The following is a 16,386-nucleotide window of genomic DNA, read 5'->3' as shown; positions in this document are numbered from 1 at the left end:
GATTACACCAAGCTGGTGCGCGAGTACGGCGCCATGATGTCGCTGGACGAGTTCGCCCAGCTGTACGCCCACGATGCCGGCAAGCAACGCCCGAAAACGCCCAAGGCGATGGACGACGGCTTTGCCGGCGCGCGTACCGCGCAGGGCCAGGACATCGTGGCGAAAATCCAACAGTGGCATGCCGAGGAAATGCAGGCGCTGGACGCGGAGATCCGCGTGCAGGGCGAACGCCGCGATGCCGCCCACGCCAGCCTGGCCGCGCGCCCTACGCAGAAGGCACGCAACGAGGCGCGCATCGCCGGCAACCGCGTCGAACGCGCGCAGGCGCGCCTGGACGACCTGCGTCGCACCGGGCTGCTGCCGCGCGACAGCCGCATCTTTCCGGGCGTCTATGCACCGGTGATCGTGTCCGAGCGCGGCCAGCGCGTGATCAAGCCGATGCGCTATCAATGCCGCCTTCCGGACACGCCGGCCCGCAATGACACGCTGTACCCCGGCACCTACAACGCGCGCCGCGACAGCCTCGGCGGATACTGGAAGCCCGCGTTCGGACATTGCCATGGCGTGGTGGTGGTGCAGTCGTTCTACGAACACGTGCCGCGGCATGCGCTGGAGCAGCGCGCCCTATCCCCCGGCGAGAAGGCCAGCAACGTGGTGCTGGAGTTCCGCCCACAGCCGCCACGCGACCTGCTCATCGCCTGCCTGTGGTCGGAATGGGAAGGACCGGAGGGCCGGTTGCTGTCGTTTGCGGCCATCACGGACGAACCGCCGCGCGATGTCGCCGCGGCCGGCCATGACCGCTGCATCATTCCGATCCGGCCGGACAACCTGGATGCCTGGCTGAATCCGGACCCGAACGATCTGGAGGCGCTGTATCGCATCCTGGATGACCGCGAACCGGTCAGTTTCGCCCACGCCGAAGCGGCGTGAGCGCAGGGGTCAGCTGGCGACCGATGCGGCCTGCAGTGCGCGTGCCAATGCCGCGTTCAGCTCCGCGGTCAGGTACGGCTTGGTCAGCATGACGCCGGTGCGGAACACCGCCGGCAGGTGGTCCGGCGCCATGCCGGTGGCCAGCACGAACGGAATGCCACGGGCGCTCAAGGCGGCCGCGACCGGTTCACTGGTTTCGTTGTTGGCCAGCCGATAATCCAGCAGGGCCACCTGGGGCTCGGAGTCACCCAGCAGGCGCAGCGAGTCGGCAACCGACGCTGCGGGGCCGACGACGACCGCGCCGGACTGGCCCAGCTGCATCTGCAGCAGGGCCGCGCTCATTTCGTCGTTCTCGACCACCAGTACCCGAAGATCCTGCAATGCACTCATCCCGGCTCTCTGTATGGTTCAGCCCGGTGAGTATAACGTCCTGCCCGGATGAAGGCCGAACATCACATGAAGCATTCAGGGCTGCACAGATCTCCACAAGTTGTATACACTACGCGGCCAGCCAGCCGAAGTGGCGGAATCGGTAGACGCAGCGGACTCAAAATCCGCCGCCCTTAAAAGCGTGTGGGTTCGAGTCCCACCTTCGGCACCATGGAATTGCACAGGCCAGATCTTCGGATCTGGCCTTTTGCATTTCAGGGCCTGCCGAAAGGCAGCCCCTTCAGCGGACTCACTTGGTGGATCTGGATGCATCCGCCGCTTTGGCAGCGGCTTCGGCAGCGGCATTGGCAGCCACCGCCGCAGCGGCAGACGCAGCCCGTTGTTGCAGCGCGGCGGCGTGCGCCGGCAGGTCCGGCGTCGGCGGCGGGGTCTCGCGCCACACCAGCGCCAGAACGCAATCCTTTGCCTGGCGACGGCACATCGCTTCGGCCTTGCGCTGGGCAGCACCATCATCCTTTTCAGACAGCGCAAAGCCCACGGCGCCTGTGCCGGTGTACACCGCGGAGAATCCCGCGGCTGTGGTACTGGCCTGGCTCGCACAGTTCGGCGAACGCTGCACGCAGTAGCCCAACGCCTGCTGCACTGCCGCGCTGACCGTGCGCTTGTTCATCGAATAGCCGTAAGCACCGGTATTGGTGTCGTAAAACACGGCCGATGCCGCGTTGGCGGCGCCCGCCGCGGCCAGTGCGACCAGAAGTACTGCGCTGCGTCCTGCTGTCATTGACATGGTTTGCTTCGACCTTCCGTTGGAAGGCCGAGTATCCCAAAGCCCAACACGATTGGCACGCAGGCATCGTCCCGATACGTTGTCAGGCAACGCCGACGCTCACACCAGCCGCAGCGCCGGTTGGCCATGCCCCGCTGCCGCGATGGCCTGCCGCGCGATGCCCCCACTGGCCTCCACGCGGAACGCCGCCACCGTCTGCAGCAACTGGGTGGCCTGCTCTTCCATGCTGCGCGCGGCGGCAGACGCCTCCTCCACAAGGGCTGCGTTCTGCTGGGTGCCTTCGTCGATGTGGTCCACCGCCTGGTGGATCTGCCCGATGCTTTCACTCTGCTGCTGGGCCACCGCACTGATCTCGCTGATCAACGCACTGACCCGCTTCACGTTGACCACGATCTCGTCCATGGTGCGCCCGGCGCTCTCAACCTGGCCGGTGCCGGCACCGACTTTCTCCACCGAATCGGCGATCAACTGCTTGATCTCCTTGGCCGCGCCCGCCGAACGCTGCGACAGCGACCGGATCTCCGAGGCGACCACCGCAAAACCACGGCCATGTTCGCCGGCGCGCGCCGCTTCCACTGCGGCGTTGAGCGCCAGGATGTTGGTCTGGAAGGCGATGCCGTCGATGACCGCGATGATGTCCACGATCCGACGCGACGACTCGTTGATCAGCGCCATCGTGCACACCACTTCGTGCACGACATGGCCGCCCTGCGCGGCCACGTCCACCGCGCCGCTGGCCAGTTCGCTGGCCTGGCGGGCGTTTGTCGCGGTCTGCTGCACGGTGGCGGTGAGGCCCTTCATCGAGACCGCGGTTTCTTCCAGCGATGCGGCCTGCTGCTCGGTGCGCACCGACAGGTCGCTGTTGCCTTCGGCAATCTCGCTGGCGCCCACCGCGATGGTGTCGGCAGCGAACTTGATCTGCGCGATGATCGCCGCCATCGCCTCCACCAGCGCATTGATGCCCTCGCACAGCTCGGCGATCGGGCCGTTCTTGTCCTCGGTGGCGATATGCCCGGTAAGGTCGCCGCCCTTGGCTGCGGCCACCACCTCGCGGGTCTGCGCCACGGCGTGCTGCATGGCCAGGCTGTCACGCACCTGGGTGGTGATGTCGGTGGCGTACTTGACCACTTTGAACGGGCGGCCGCTCATGTCCAGGATCGGGTTGTACGACGCCTGGATCCACACCTCGCGGCCGCCCTTGCCGAAGCGGCGATACTGGCCGGCGTCATACTCGCCACGGCCCAGCTTCTCCCAGAAATGGCGGTACTCCGCGCTCTGCCGGTAGTCAGGTTCAACGAACATGGCGTGGTGCTGGCCACGCACTTCATCCAGCGTGTACCCGGTGGTGGCCAGGAAGTTGTCGTTGGCCGAGAGGATGCGCCCGTCCAGGCTGAACTCGATCACTGCCTGCGACTTGTTGATGGCCGCCAGCTGGCCGGAAAAATCGGCCGCCTGCTGCATCTGCGCGGTGATGTCGGTGGCGAACTTCACCACCTTGTAGGGACGCCCGTTGCCGTCCAGCACCGGGTTGTAGGACGCCTGGATCCAGATCTCGCGGCCGCCCTTGCCCAGCCGGCGGTACTGTCCGGCGTCGAATTCGCCACGCCCGAGCCGCGCCCAGAAGTCGCGGTACTCCTGGCTCTGCGCAAGGGCCGGGTCGACGAACATGGCATGGTGCCGGCCCTGGATTTCATCCAGCCGGTAGCCCAGGGTCTGCAGGAAGTTGTCGTTGGCCTGCAGGATGGTGCCGTCCAGGTCGAACTCGATGACCGCCTGCACCCGGTGCAGGGCCGCCACCTGGGCTTCCAGCTCGCACTGGCGTCGCTGGCTGGCGACGGTGGCCGACTGGCGCGCCTGGCCCGGCGCGATCACGCTGGCTTTCAGGGCCTGCCACAGTGAAGGGCGGGAAGCGGCGTCGGTACGTCCTTGCACATGCGCGTGCATACCTGAAGTAAGCATCATCGTGATCCTCGGTGCCCGTTGGCGATTGGGATCCGACGGGGAGCAACCCGCCGGCACATCATTGGCTTGGGGACTTGCGCAGACGTCAGCCGTGCATGACGTCGCTCCAGCGGCTAATACAACGGCGGTACTGCGGCGTGCAGACGGCATGTTGCAAAGTCACGCGATCGGGGGCCGCGAAGGGAGCGCAGCCAATGTCCAACCTGGCCCCGCCCTGGTCGCGTTGCCTTAGACGGTATCGACCCGGCCCGATGAAGCTTTAGCCCTGCCGGAGAATGACGCGGCCCGGATCCCAACAGGTTCAGCCCTCGCCACCTTCGGTGGTTTCGCCGCTGTCGAGGGGATCCAGGCCTTCCATGTGCGGGGTTTCGACCTGGACGTTGTTCTTGCCCAGCGCCTTGGCCCGGTAGCACTGCGCATCGGCAGCGGCCACCGCGTCGTCCACGCTCATGCTGCCGCCGATCGAGGCGATGCCGATGCTGGCGCCGACGCTGAGCCGTTGCAGGTCCCACGGGATGGTCAAGGTGCGCACGCCGTCCAGCAGGTCGCTGGCGATGCGGCGTGCGCGCTTGAGCGAGCAGCCGGCCAGGATCACCGCGAACTCGTCGCCGCCCAGCCGCGCCACGATGTCCGAATCGCGCACGCCGTGGCGCAGCACGTTGGCCACGGCCCAGAGCATGGCATCGCCGGCGAGGTGGCCATGGCTGTCGTTGACCGGCTTGAAGTTGTCCAGGTCGATGAACATCAGCGAGGCCGACTGCCCGGTCCGCGCGACGCGGGTGATGGCCTGCTGCAGATGGGCTTCGAACCCGCGCCGGTTGCTCAGTTCGGTCAATGGGTCGACCTCGGCCAGGTGGCGCGCTTCGCGCTGGCGGGCACGCTGCTGGGTCACATCGCGGATCACCCAGACCGCACCGCCCACCTGCCCGTCTTCGGCACGCAGCCAGGCACGGGTAAGGTCCACGGGCAGCAGCTGCGCGCCCACCGAGAGCAGCAGGTCAGAATGCAGGTCCACCGCGTTGCTCTCCGGGTCGAGCAGTACCGCGATATCCAGCGGTGAGCGGGGCGCGTATTCGGTGGTCAGCTCCATCACGTCCTGGACCTGGCCACCGGCCAGGGGCGAGGCGCCCTCCCCGGCCAGCGCGCGGGTGGCCGCAGCGTTGGCGTATTGGATCAGCCCCTGCAGATCCAGGGTCAGCACCATGTCCGCCACCGCATCCAGGGTGACGCGGGTGCGCTGCTCGGATTCGCGCAGTTGCAGGCTGCTCTGGCGTTGCGCCGTGACGTCCTGGATCTGCGACACGAAATGCAGTGGCTCGCCATGCTCCGAGCGCACCAGCGACACCGACAGCCGGCCCCACACGATGTTGCCGCGCTTGCCCAGGTAGCGCTTGTCCATGTGGTAGTGGTCGCGCCGCCCGTTGAGCAGGTCGGCCACCAGCGCCAGGTCGGTATTGAGATCGTCCGCGTGGGTCAGGGTCTGGAAGTCGACCGCCAGCAGTTCGGCGCGGGTGTAGCCCAGAATGCCGCACAGCGCGTCGTTGACGTCCAGCCAGCGCCCTTCCAGCGACACCAGCGCCATGCCGAGCGCGGCGGAAGAGAACGCACCCGCGAATTTCTCGGCGGCCAGGTAGGCCTGCTCGCGGACTTCCAGAAGCGGGGTGATGTCCACGGCCATGCCGACGTAGCCGATCCGATGACCGCCGCTGGCATCTAGTGGACTGATCGACAGCCGCACCTGGCGGCGCTCGCCATCCTTGCGTACGTACGTCCACTGGTGCGACCAGGTACCCTCCGCCGCATGCGCGGTGAGCGCCTCGAAAACGGTAGGTACGCGCCCGTCGGCATCGGCCTGGGGACGCAGGTACTCCATCATTTCATCCGGGTCATGGAACAGGCCCGGGTTGACCCGCCCGATCACCTCGTCGGGCGTGTAGCCCAGCAGTTTCTGCGCGCCGCTGTTGAACAGGTTGACCACGCCATCGATGTCGGTGGCGATCACGGCCACTTCATCTGACGCATCCACCACCGCCTGCAGGCGCTGGCGCATGTTGGCCGCGTCCTGCCGCGCGTTCTGCAGGTCGGTGACATCGGCATGCGCCCCGGCCATCCAGATCGGCCGTCCCTGCGCGTCCCACTCGTGGACGCGCCCGCGATCCTGTACCCAGATCCAGTGGCCGTCCTTGTGGCGCATGCGGCACAGGCTGTCGTAGTGCGGCGAGCGCCCTTCCAGGTGTTCGCGCAGCAGCGTGTTGGACTGCGCCAGGTCGTCGGGGTGGACCAGCCGGAAAAAGGTGTCGGGGGTGATCGGGGCCAGTTCGTCACGGGTATAGCCGACGATCTGGGCCCAGCGTTCGTTGACCCACATCCGGCCGGTCTGGACATTCCATTCCCAGGTGCCGGCACCGGTGCCGTCGATGATCATCTGCAGGCGACGGTGGCGCTCGGTGATGTCACGCAACGCCGCGTCGGCGCCGTGCGCGGTGCCGGCCGGATCGTGGCTCATGCCCACGGCCACGCACGCGGCCGGATGCCGCGCCGTACGGCATCTGGCCCCACCCGACATTCCGGCCCTGCCTGGTGCGTTGTCATGTGGCCTCCCCGGCGCCTGCCCAGCCTACGGGCATTTGAGGGGAAGTGTGAACAAAGGGAAGTGAAACCAGAAGTGCCCTGCCCGCCACAGACGCCAAGGGCCGCACGCGGCGGCCCCTGGCGGGCGGATCCAGGCCGGTTCAGCCGCCGCGTTTGGCGCGGGCGAAGGCGTCGGCCAAGGCGTTGTTGGCCGGCGGCGCGGCACTGCCCGGGCGCGGGCCCGGGGCGGCCCCGCGGCCGCCATTGCGCTGGCCACCGCCGCCACCGCCGTCGCGGCGCCCACCCCCGGCAGGCCGGGCATCGCGCTCGCCGGGGGCCTTGGCCGGGGCCGGGGTGTCGTCCAGGCGCCGGGTCAGGGCGATACGCTTGCGCGCCACGTCCACCTCCAGCACCTTCACCTTGACGATGTCACCGGCCTTGACCACGTCACGCGGGTCCTTGACGTAGGTGTCCGACAGCGCCGAGATGTGGATCAGCCCGTCCTGGTGCACGCCGATGTCGACGAACGCACCGAACGCGGCCACGTTGCTGACCACGCCTTCCAGGATCATGCCCGGCTGCAGGTGCTTGAGCTCTTCCACGCCCTCGGCAAAGCGCGCCGCCTTGAATTCCGGGCGCGGATCGCGGCCGGGCTTTTCCAGTTCCTTGAGGATGTCGCGTACGGTCGGCACACCGAAGGTGTCATCGGTGAACTGCTCGGCCTTCAGCCCGCGCAGGAAGCTGCCATCGCCGATCAATGTCTTGATCGGGCGTGCGGTGGCGGCCACGATGCGCTCCACCACCGGATAGGCTTCCGGGTGCACCGAGGAGGCATCCAGCGGCTGGTCGCCATCGGCGATGCGCAGGAAGCCGGCGCACTGTTCGAAGGTCTTGTCGCCCAGGCGCGGCACCTTGAGCAGGTCCTTGCGGCGCTTGAACGGGCCGTTGTCGTCGCGATGACGCACGATGTTTTCGGCCACCGTGGCCGACAGGCCGGACACGCGCGACAGCAGCGCGGCCGAGGCAGTGTTGACCTCCACGCCGACCGCGTTGACGCAGTCTTCGACCCGCGCATCCAGCGCGCGCGCCAGGCGGTACTGGTCCACGTCGTGCTGGTACTGGCCCACGCCGATCGCCTTGGGTTCGATCTTGACCAGCTCGGCCAGCGGATCCTGCAGGCGACGGGCAATGGAGACCGCGCCACGGATCGACACGTCCAGGTCCGGGAACTCCTTGGCGGCGAATTCGGAGGCCGAGTACACCGACGCGCCGGCTTCGCTGACCACGATCTTCTGCAGTCTGCTGTCGCCGAGTGCCTTGATGGCCTCCCCGGCCAGCTTGTCGGTTTCGCGGCTGGCGGTGCCATTGCCGATCGCGATCAGTTCCACGTTGTGCTTGAGGCACAGCTGCTTGATCGTCTGCAGCGACTGGTCCCACTGCCGGCGCGGTTCGTGCGGGTAGATGGTGTCGGTGGCCACCAGCTTGCCGGTGGCATCGACCACGGCGATCTTGCAGCCGGTGCGGATGCCCGGGTCCAGCCCGAGCACGCTCTTGGGCCCGGCCGGCGCGGCCAGCAGCAGGTCCTTGAGGTTGTCGCCGAACACCGCGATCGCCTCGGCTTCGGCCTTCTCGCGGGCCTGGTTGAACAGGTCCAGCAGCAGGTGCATGTGCAGCTTGGCGCGCCAGGTCAGGCGGCAGGCGTCGAGCAGCCAGCGGTCGCCAGGACGGCCGGCGTCGGCGATGCCGGCCTTGTAGGCCACGCGGCCTTCGGCATACACGTGGCCCGCTTCGGCGTCGGTGCCGGGGTCCAGTTCCAGGAACAGGATTTCCTCGCGGCGCGCGCGGAACAGCGCCAGCAGCCGGTGCGAGGGAATCTTCGCCAGCGATTCGGCATGTTCGAAATAGTCGCGGTACTTGGCGCCCTGCTCTTCCTTGCCTTCGGCGACACGGGCGCGGATGACCCCGTTTTCGCCCAGCCAGCTGCGCAGTTCGCCGACCAGTGCGGCGTCTTCGCCCCAGCGCTCCATCAGGATCGCGCGGGCGCCTTCCAGTGCGGCCTTGGTGTCGGCCACGCCCTTGTCGGTATCGACGAAGGTGGCGCCGAACACCTGCGGGTCCAGGCTCGGATCGGCCAGCAGGCCATCGGCCAGCGGCTCCAGCCCGGCTTCGCGCGCGATCTGGGCGCGGGTGCGGCGCTTGGGCTTGTACGGCAGGTACAGATCTTCCAGGCGCGACTTGGTGTCGGCGCCGAGGATCTCGTTGCGCAGTTCGTCGGTGAGCTTGCCCTGTTCGTCGATGCTGGACAGCACCGCGGCGCGGCGGTCTTCCAGCTCGCGCAGGTAGGTCAGGCGGGTTTCCAGGTTGCGCAGCTGGGTGTCGTCCAGGCCGCCGGTGACTTCCTTGCGGTAGCGGGCAATGAACGGAACGCTGGCGCCTTCGTCCAACAGGGCGATGGCGGCACGCGCCTGGGCAGGCTGGGCACCGATTTCATCGGCGATGGTCTGGGCGATCTGCTGGGCGAGCTTGATGTCAGGCATTGCTTCCGGCCGGAGCCGCAGTACGGAAAGTCCCGATTGTGGCAACGCAGGGCGACGGGGGGAAGGCGTTGACAGCGGGGGGCGAACCTGTCGGCCGTGGTGCCCTCGCGTAGAGCCGGGCTCTGCCCGGCTACGCAGGACAATCGCATTACCCACGGTGGTGCCGGCCGCTGGTGCGTGCAGCCGGGCAGAGCCCGGCTCTACGGGGTGGATACGGATAGCCGGGCAGAGCCCGGCTCTACGTTGCTTCAGCGGTAATGCTGGGCGGTGCGCTGGTGGACGATGTCGTCGCGCAGGGATTCCAGCGCCATTACCCGGATTTTGCCGATCCCCTGCAGTTCCATGAACCGCTCGGTGTAGATCTCCGGCCCGGTGTCGGTATCGGCCCGGGACTTGCTGAAGCCGTGGGGGACCAGGCCTTTGTCGCCATCCTTGCTACCACCGACATAAAGAACGATTGCCATGTGATGTGTTCCTCCTGTGACGCATCGTGCAACTACAACGGGCACCAGTTTAACGTGGCGAACCTGACTGATTCGTCATGCAGGCTAATAACCTTTGTTTGCATGCAGATGACGTCGCGTTGCACGACGTTTTATTCACATTGATTTAACGCTGAAGTAACGCTCGGCGCGGCGCGTTACCCGATGCCGGGCCACCAGCCGCGGCCGGTCATGGCGTACACATCCGCCGCGCGTTCAAACGGGTTCCGCGCGCTCACCCCACCACAGGCGAGGTATACCGGCAGATACAGCGGCCCGAGCACCAGGTACTGGTAGACATGCGCGCGCTCGTGGTCATGCAGGCCGATCACCGGCTCGGTGCAGTGCCCGGCCTGGTGCGCGTAGGTGCGGCAGGCAACGTCCAGCACCGGGCCGGTGTGCAGGATGACGTTGCCCAGCGTGATCGCCCCGCCCGGCCCCCACGGCCAGTCACGGAACACGATGGCCAGGTCGCGGCGGTTCCAGGACGGGCGCGCGCCGGCCACCATCCCGGCCAGGCCGCCGATCAGACCGATCAGGGTGTTGGGCGCGGTCCACAGCGCGCCCAGCCCCTGCAGGACGCGCAGCGCCAGCGGTGGCAGGCTCAATCGGCCTCGTTGGGGATCAACAGCCACAGGATCAGGTAGACCAGGATGCCCGGGAACGCCGCCGACAGCACCGAGACCAGTACGAACAGCACCCGCACCAGGGTGGAACTCCAGCCGAAGCGGTGCGCGATGCCGCCCATCACCCCGGCGATCATGCGGTCGTTGAGCGAGCGCGACAGCGTGCGGGGCGTGGCGTTCATGGCAGCGGTCTCCGGGGGCGGGATGGCGGACTGTAACGCGGGCGGTGTCTACAGGGTGCGTTGGCGCAGGGCCTTCAGGCGCGCGCCGAACCATACCGCAGCGGTCTGCTCGGGCTGGCCCGGGCAGGCAATCCGGTAGGGCTTGCCGCTCATGCTGCTCTGGCTGGCGGCGCGCTCGATGAACTGCTCGGCGGTGTCCACCTTGTCCTTCTTGAGCAGGTAGTCGTACTTGCGCTGCAGGTGCGCACGCGCTTCGGCGGCGTCGTGCCAGCTGCCATTGCGCTGGAAGCGGCAGCTGGAGCCATCCAGCGCACCGATCAGGCCGGCGATCTCGCGGCGGGCAGTGTCGCCCGGTGCGGCCAGCGCACTGCCGGGGATGATGAGGGCCAGGGCCAGTGCTGCGCGGAAGCGATGGGTCATGCGGAACGTTCCTTCAACCAATCGGTGATCGTACCGGGAACTTCGCGCTGGGCGCGGCCGGACACGTAAATGCCGATGTGGCCGCCCCGGAAACTGCTTTCGGTGTAGTCGGTGCTGCCGATCCGGCCACGCATCGCGCGTGACGCATCCGGCGGCACGAGGTGGTCCTGCTCGGCGTAGATGTTCAGCACCGGCAGGGTGACCTGCGACAGCTGCACGGTCTCGTCGCCGATCCGGATGCCGTCGTGCATCAGGCCGTTGCCCTGGTAGAACTGCTTGATGAAATCACGGAAGGTTTCACCGGCGAGGTCGGGCGAATCGAAGATCCACTTTTCCATGCGCAGGAAATCCTGCAGCGCGGCCTTGTCGTCCAGGATGTCGAGCAGGCCCACGTATTTCTGCACGTTGAGCCGGAACGGCTTGAGCATCAGGTAGCTGGCATTCATCAGGTCGGCCGGGATGTTGCCCAGCGTGTCCACCAGCAGGTCCACGTCCACCTGCCGCGCCCAGTGCGACAGCATGTTGTCGGGGGTCTGGAAATCGACCGGGGTGACCATGGTGATCAGGTTGGCCAGCTTGTGCTGGCGCAGCGCGGCGTAGCACAGCGCGAACACCCCGCCCTGGCAGATGCCGAGCATGTTGATCGGTGCGCCCGACTGCGCCTGCAGGTGGTCCACCGCGCCATCCACGAAGCGCAGCAGGTAGTCCTCCAGCGTCTGGTAGCGCTCGGAGCGGTCCGGGTAGCCCCAGTCCAGCACGTACACATCGTGGCCGAGGGCGAGCAGGCGCTGCACCAGCGAGCGGTCGGCCTGCAGGTCCACCATGTACGGGCGGTTGACCAGCGCATAGACGATCAGCAGTGGCGTGCGCTGGACCGGCGCATCGTCGCCGACGAAGCGGTACAGCACGACCTTGCCGTCGCGCCACACTTCCTCGCGCGCGGTGGCGCCGTAGTCCACGTCCTCCACCGAGGGCAGCAGGGTCAATCCGTCCAGCAGCTTGCGCTGCATGGCCAGGGTCTCCTGCAGCAGGTCCTCGGCATTGAAGCCCAACGGCCCTTTCATGGCGTGCGCTTCCGCGGCTTGGCGGCCGCCTTGCTCGCCGACGTCTTGGGTGCGGTCTTTTTCGCGGGGGCCGACGCGTCCTTCTTCGCCGTTGACTTGGCCGCTTTGGCCGCCTTCCTGACCGGGCCTGGCGTGGGCGCTGCAGCGCCGCGTGGCGCGCGCGGGCGCGGCGCCGCTTTCGGCGTCCCAGCCGGTGCGGGCCGGGGCGCGGCGCTGGCGGCCATCCGGCGTACCAGCCGCTCCAGGTCCGTGATGCGGCGGTGCGCGGCATCCATTTCGGTGCGGGTGGGCATGCCGATCGCTTCGCACACCCGTTCGATCTCGTGCTGGGTGGCCGCGCGCAGGCGCATCTGCGCGTTGCCCAGTTCGGCATATACCTGCTGGAACGGCTCGGACATCGCCACCTTGGCGTACGCCTCTTCGGCCGCCTCGATCCACAGGTCGAACATCGCCCGCGCGCTGGTCAGCTGGTTGCCCGGCTGCTCGTGCTCGGCCAGGCGCTGTTCGAACAGTTTGAACGCATCGTCCAGCGCCTGCTTGATCTGGTCCACGTAGTCGCGCGAGTGCGCCTGGTAGTCCTGCTGGGCGCGCAGCAGTGCCTGCCAGCGGGCCTGGTGCTCGCGCCCCGGGCCGAACGCCGGACTCTGCAGCCATGGGCCCAGGTCGCGCTGCAGGGTTTCCAGCAGCTTCAACAGGTCCGGGCCGCCGGCCTGGGTGTGGCCACGCGCACCCTGCAGCATCCACTGCAGCAGCCCGTCGCCCTGGCCCTCCACGGCCTGCTTCCAGGCCTGGGCCACATCGGCGCTGCTGGCATCGCGGCCGGCGAACTGCGCGGCCACCTGCTGCATGGTGCCGTACCAGCCACCGGCCTGTTCGCGGAAGCGGTGCACCGCGTCGTCGGCCGGGCTGCTGCTGGCGTTGGGCATCATCTGCGCCCACCAGTCGATGGCCTGCTGCCAGCTGCCCTGCCCGGGGCCTTGTGCGCCGGGCGCGCCGGGCGGCACCGCGGCATGCCGCAACGCATCGCCCCAGGCGCTGAAATACTGGCGCGCCAGGGCTTCGATGTCGCCCGCGTTGCCGCCGCTGCCGGCCGTGCTCATCGGCGCGCTCCGGGCGGCAGGCCGGGCAGGATCGGGGGCAATGACAGGGTCAGGCGCAGGTTCATGGCTTGGGAATACGCAGGGTCTTGCTGATCATCAGCGAACCGGACAGGGCGAACAACAGCACCATCGGGTGCAGCTGCCACGGACCCAGCTGCCACTGGCCCAGCCACAGGTCGTGACCGATCGCGCCCATGCTGGCCGCCACCGCCAGCACCACCACCAGCGCCAGGCTGGTGGGAATGGGCGTGCCTTCGAAGTACGGCACCTTGTCGCCCTCGCCCGCCAGCGCCTCGGCGGTGACGTTGTAGCGCGCCAGGCGGCTGACCCCGCAGCACACGAAATAGCTCAGCACCAGCCAGTCCCAGCCGCCCTGCATGCCGCAGGCGTAGGCCAGCGCGGCCGGGGCCACGCCAAAGGAAATGATGTCCGACAGCGAATCCAGCTCGCGGCCCAGCGTGGAGCTGGACTTGCGCCAGCGCGCGATGCGCCCGTCCAGCGCGTCGAAGATGAAGGCCAGCGGGATCAACGCCATGCCGAACAACAGGTAGCTGCGCTCGCCATCCTGCAGGAAGCGCATGGCGGCAAAGACCGCGCCGGTGCCGCAGAACGCGTTGGCCAGGGTGAACCAGTCCGCCAGGTGGAACTCGCGCAGCATCGAGAAATGACGTTTCATGGGTGATCTGTAGACGGCAATCGCAAGAGAGTACCGCGAGGGGCCACACCGCGACAGAGCACGGTGCGCACCGCCGTGGCAAGGTCTTCACAGGACAACGACGTGCGGTGAATTTTTGGCCACCCATCTTGACAGCGAGAACCGGCGGGGGCTGCCGGCGCTTATCCACAAACTTGCGCACCAGTCATCCACACCCCCTGTGGACAACTCCGTCTCAATAGACGCGACGCTGGTTATTTGTTGATCACCCATGGCCTGTTGACAGGGTCGGCGCACAGCACCACCACCGCCCGGCAGTGCCCGCCGTGGCCCGTCCCCGGGTATGCTGGTGGGTGGACCCGCCGCCGCTACGTCCTGCCCGCCCCTTGCGACAGGAGTTGCCTGCGTGCTTTCACCCGAACATCTTGCCGCCCAGCTGCGCCATCCGCATGGGGGCCATGCGCTGGCGATAGCCGAATCGATGAACCGCAGCAACGGCGCGCTGAACCAGGCGGCCATCGCCCTGCTGGCCGTCGCCGCGCGCGAACAGGTGCTGGAGATCGGCCCGGGCAACGCGGCCTTCGCGGCTGACCTGCTGCGCGCGCCGGGCAGCCGCTATCTGGGCATCGAAGTGTCGGCAGACATGGTCGATGCCGCGCAGGACCGCCTGACTGCCGCCGGCCTGCACGACCGCGCGGCGATGCGCCTTGGCGATGTGCATGCGCTGGACCTGGACGACGCCTGCATCGATGCGGCGCTGTCAGTGAACACCCTGTACTTCTGGGAACAGCCCGCGCTGGCCCTGGCCGAACTGGCCCGGGTCCTGCGCCCCGGGGGCCGGCTGTGCCTGGCGTTCGGCGATGCGGCGTTCATGCGCACCCTGCCCTTTACCGCCCATGGGTTCCACCTGCACGAGCTGGCCGATGTGGAACTGGCCCTGCGCAGCAGCGGGCTGCGGGTCTGCGGGTGGCGGGCGCACCGGGAAACCGGCACCAGCAATGACGGGCGCCAGGTGGAGAAGCACTTCCATCTGTTGCTGGCGCGGCGGTGATGGCGGGGGGTTGCCGGGGTTGCCGGCCAGCGGCCGGCACCACCGGGTGACGGGTGGCGGTTACAGGCGGGTGTAGGTCCAGGACTGCATCGCGCCGTCGCGGTAGGGCATCACCCCGTGGAAGGCGCGCGGGTCGTCGCCGAACACCAGCGGCAGGAAGCTGCGGTCGCCTTCCCACAGGGGCAGCGTGTCCAGCTTGTCCAGGTCGACCCACTCCAGGGTGCCCTCCGGGTTGGAGGTGAGCGGCGTGCCGGTGAAATCGTCGATCACGAACACGAACCCGAACCAGTCTTCGCCATGCTTGCCGAAGCCCGGCCAGCTGATGGTGCCGCGCAGGCGCATGGTGCCGCACTCGATGCCGGCTTCCTCGCGGATCTCGCGGCGCATGCAGGCCGCAGCGTCTTCGTCGCGCTCCATCTTGCCGCCCAGGCCGTTGTACTTGCCCAGGTGCAGGTCGCCCGGACGGGCGTTGCGGTGGATCATCAGGGCTTGCGTGCCGTCGGGCGAAATCACGTAGCCGAGGGTGGCCATGATCGGGGTATAGGGCATGAGGGAGGGGCTCAACAGGCACAAACCCCGATTATGCGCGATCGGCGCGGCGCGGTTGGCTTAGCTGGCCACGCGGGAGCGCTGGGTGTCGGCCGGGGCCGGCAGGGCGTCGCCGTCGCGGCGCAGGGTTGCCACGCCGTGGCCGCGCTCGGCCAGGTACTCCAGCCACTTGCCCAGGAAGGTGTTCATGCGCATGCGGTGGCTGATCAACTCCGCCGGTGGCGGGTACATGCCCACCACGTCCTGCCAGCGCCGCCCCACGTAACAGTGCGTGGTCTCGGCCTGGCGCGCGTCACGGTACAGCCGCACGTAGGCCGACGGATCCGGCTGCCCGGTGACCGGGTCGGCGAAGTCGTAGGTCAGGCGCAGTTCGACCGTGTAGCGGTGGCACTCGATGACGTCCAGGCGCACGTCCAGCCCATCGCCCACCGACGACACATAGCTGCCGGCCACCAGCTCTGCGGGTGCGAACAGTCGAACCAGGTGCTGGTAGTTTTCCGCGTACAGGCCCATCAGCCAGCTCAGGCGGCTGAGCCTGGGGATGCGTTCGATGCGGGGCGTTGCCTGGGCCATGGGGTCGATCCTACACGTTGATCCTCCAACGTGGGGGCGGCCAGGCCCCGGCCAAAGGGGTGCGCCGGTCAATACAGCTCGCGCTGCAGCCCCAGGGTGGTCAGCACCTTGCTGGAAATCTCCTCGATCGAGGTGTGCGTGGTGCTCAGGGTCGGGATCCGTTCCATGCGGAACATGGTCTCGGCCGCGGCCACTTCGCGCTTGCAGGTCTCCAGGTTGGCGTAGCGCGAGTTCGGGCGGCGCTCCTGGCGGATCTGCTGCAGGCGGTCCGGGTCGATGGTCAGACCGAACAGCTTCTTGCGGTACGGGCGCAGCCGGGGCGGCAGGCGGTCCTGCTCCAGGTCTTCGTCGGTCAGCGGGTAATTGGCCGCGCGCACCCCGTAATGCAGGGCCAGGTAGATGCAGGTGGGGGTCTTGCCGGCCCGCGACACCGCCACCAGGATCACGTCGGCGTCGTCGTAATTGATGGCAATGCCGTCATCGTGGGTCAGCGCGAAGTTCATCGCG

17 protein-coding genes and 1 tRNA gene are annotated in these 16,386 nt (G+C 67.9%); 3 read left to right on the top strand and 15 right to left on the bottom strand.

All coding sequences use genetic code 11. From position 1 onward, the window contains the following. A partial coding sequence (locus DBR34_RS06580) for an SOS response-associated peptidase family protein (RefSeq protein ID WP_128096191.1) occupies positions 1-930 on the top strand: 930 nt, incomplete at its 5' end. 9 nt (positions 931-939) lie between these two features. On the opposite strand, the gene DBR34_RS06575 is transcribed toward DBR34_RS06580, so the two are convergent. After that, complete coding sequence (locus tag DBR34_RS06575; protein WP_128096190.1) at positions 940-1,320, bottom strand: response regulator; 381 nt, start codon at positions 1,318-1,320, stop codon at positions 940-942. Between the two features lie 124 nt (positions 1,321-1,444). On the opposite strand from DBR34_RS06575, the gene DBR34_RS06570 reads away from it, so the two are divergent. Next, positions 1,445-1,531: transfer RNA gene (locus DBR34_RS06570), tRNA-Leu, on the top strand. Positions 1,532-1,609: 78 nt separating this feature from the next. Here DBR34_RS06570 and DBR34_RS06565 read toward each other — a convergent pair. The 11 genes from DBR34_RS06565 to DBR34_RS06515 all read right to left on the bottom strand — a co-directional run bounded on the left by DBR34_RS06565 (position 1,610) and on the right by DBR34_RS06515 (position 13,727). Then, positions 1,610-2,197: a DUF4189 domain-containing protein gene (locus DBR34_RS06565; protein WP_258223716.1), complete on the bottom strand. Its 588-nt coding sequence runs from the start codon at positions 2,195-2,197 to the stop codon at positions 1,610-1,612. 9 nt (positions 2,198-2,206) lie between these two features. After that, on the bottom strand, positions 2,207-4,051 hold the full coding sequence (locus DBR34_RS06560) for a methyl-accepting chemotaxis protein (RefSeq protein ID WP_128096195.1): 1,845 nt from the start codon (positions 4,049-4,051) through the stop codon (positions 2,207-2,209). A 319-nt stretch (positions 4,052-4,370) separates the two neighbouring features. Then, positions 4,371-6,575 (bottom strand): PAS domain S-box protein, encoded by a 2,205-nt coding sequence (locus DBR34_RS06555; RefSeq protein ID WP_128096188.1) that lies wholly within the window; start codon positions 6,573-6,575, stop codon positions 4,371-4,373. 226 nt (positions 6,576-6,801) lie between these two features. Continuing rightward, positions 6,802-9,177: a Tex family protein gene (locus DBR34_RS06550; protein ID WP_128096187.1), complete on the bottom strand. Its 2,376-nt coding sequence runs from the start codon at positions 9,175-9,177 to the stop codon at positions 6,802-6,804. Positions 9,178-9,425: 248 nt separating this feature from the next. Continuing rightward, positions 9,426-9,641, bottom strand: coding sequence for a hypothetical protein (locus tag DBR34_RS06545; RefSeq protein WP_128096186.1), 216 nt, complete (start codon positions 9,639-9,641; stop codon positions 9,426-9,428). Between the two features lie 176 nt (positions 9,642-9,817). Then, a complete protein-coding gene (locus DBR34_RS06540) occupies positions 9,818-10,267 on the bottom strand; it encodes a hypothetical protein (RefSeq protein WP_128096185.1) in 450 nt (149 codons plus the stop codon). After that, positions 10,264-10,467 (bottom strand): PspC domain-containing protein, encoded by a 204-nt coding sequence (locus DBR34_RS06535; protein WP_128096184.1) that lies wholly within the window; start codon positions 10,465-10,467, stop codon positions 10,264-10,266. The genes DBR34_RS06540 and DBR34_RS06535 overlap by 4 nt, the downstream gene beginning before the upstream one ends. A 48-nt stretch (positions 10,468-10,515) precedes the next feature. Then, positions 10,516-10,887 (bottom strand): YfeK family protein, encoded by a 372-nt coding sequence (locus DBR34_RS06530; protein WP_128096183.1) that lies wholly within the window; start codon positions 10,885-10,887, stop codon positions 10,516-10,518. Next, positions 10,884-11,951, bottom strand: coding sequence for a class III poly(R)-hydroxyalkanoic acid synthase subunit PhaC (phaC, locus tag DBR34_RS06525; protein WP_128096182.1), 1,068 nt, complete (start codon positions 11,949-11,951; stop codon positions 10,884-10,886). The genes DBR34_RS06530 and phaC overlap by 4 nt, the downstream gene beginning before the upstream one ends. Further along, a complete protein-coding gene (phaE, locus tag DBR34_RS06520; protein WP_128096181.1) occupies positions 11,948-13,051 on the bottom strand; it encodes a class III poly(R)-hydroxyalkanoic acid synthase subunit PhaE in 1,104 nt (367 codons plus the stop codon). Before phaE ends, phaC begins: the two co-directional genes overlap by 4 nt. A gap of 61 nt (positions 13,052-13,112) precedes the next feature. Then, positions 13,113-13,727, bottom strand: a complete 615-nt coding sequence (locus tag DBR34_RS06515; RefSeq protein ID WP_128096180.1) for a phosphatidylcholine/phosphatidylserine synthase — start codon at positions 13,725-13,727, stop codon at positions 13,113-13,115. A 385-nt stretch (positions 13,728-14,112) separates the two neighbouring features. On the opposite strand from DBR34_RS06515, the gene DBR34_RS06510 reads away from it, so the two are divergent. Next, complete coding sequence (locus DBR34_RS06510; protein ID WP_258223715.1) at positions 14,113-14,757, top strand: class I SAM-dependent methyltransferase; 645 nt, start codon at positions 14,113-14,115, stop codon at positions 14,755-14,757. Positions 14,758-14,817: 60 nt separating this feature from the next. Here DBR34_RS06510 and DBR34_RS06505 read toward each other — a convergent pair whose 3' ends face one another. From DBR34_RS06505 to DBR34_RS22255, 3 genes are all read right to left on the bottom strand, one after another. Further along, positions 14,818-15,306, bottom strand: coding sequence for an 8-oxo-dGTP diphosphatase (locus DBR34_RS06505; protein WP_128096194.1), 489 nt, complete (start codon positions 15,304-15,306; stop codon positions 14,818-14,820). Between the two features lie 60 nt (positions 15,307-15,366). Further along, positions 15,367-15,879 carry a DUF1249 domain-containing protein gene (locus DBR34_RS06500; protein WP_128096178.1) on the bottom strand — a complete coding sequence of 171 codons (513 nt, stop codon included), beginning with the start codon at positions 15,877-15,879 and terminating at the stop codon, positions 15,367-15,369. Positions 15,880-15,947: 68 nt separating this feature from the next. Further along, positions 15,948-16,386, bottom strand: a 439-nt coding sequence (locus tag DBR34_RS22255) for a kinase/pyrophosphorylase (protein ID WP_258223714.1), incomplete at its 5' end; no start/stop codon positions are given.

The sequence above is a fragment of the Stenotrophomonas sp. HMWF003 genome (genome assembly GCF_003061285.1).
Taxonomy (GTDB): Bacteria; Pseudomonadota; Gammaproteobacteria; order Xanthomonadales; family Xanthomonadaceae; genus Stenotrophomonas; species Stenotrophomonas maltophilia_AP.
This window is presented reverse-complemented; position numbering and strand designations above follow the sequence as displayed.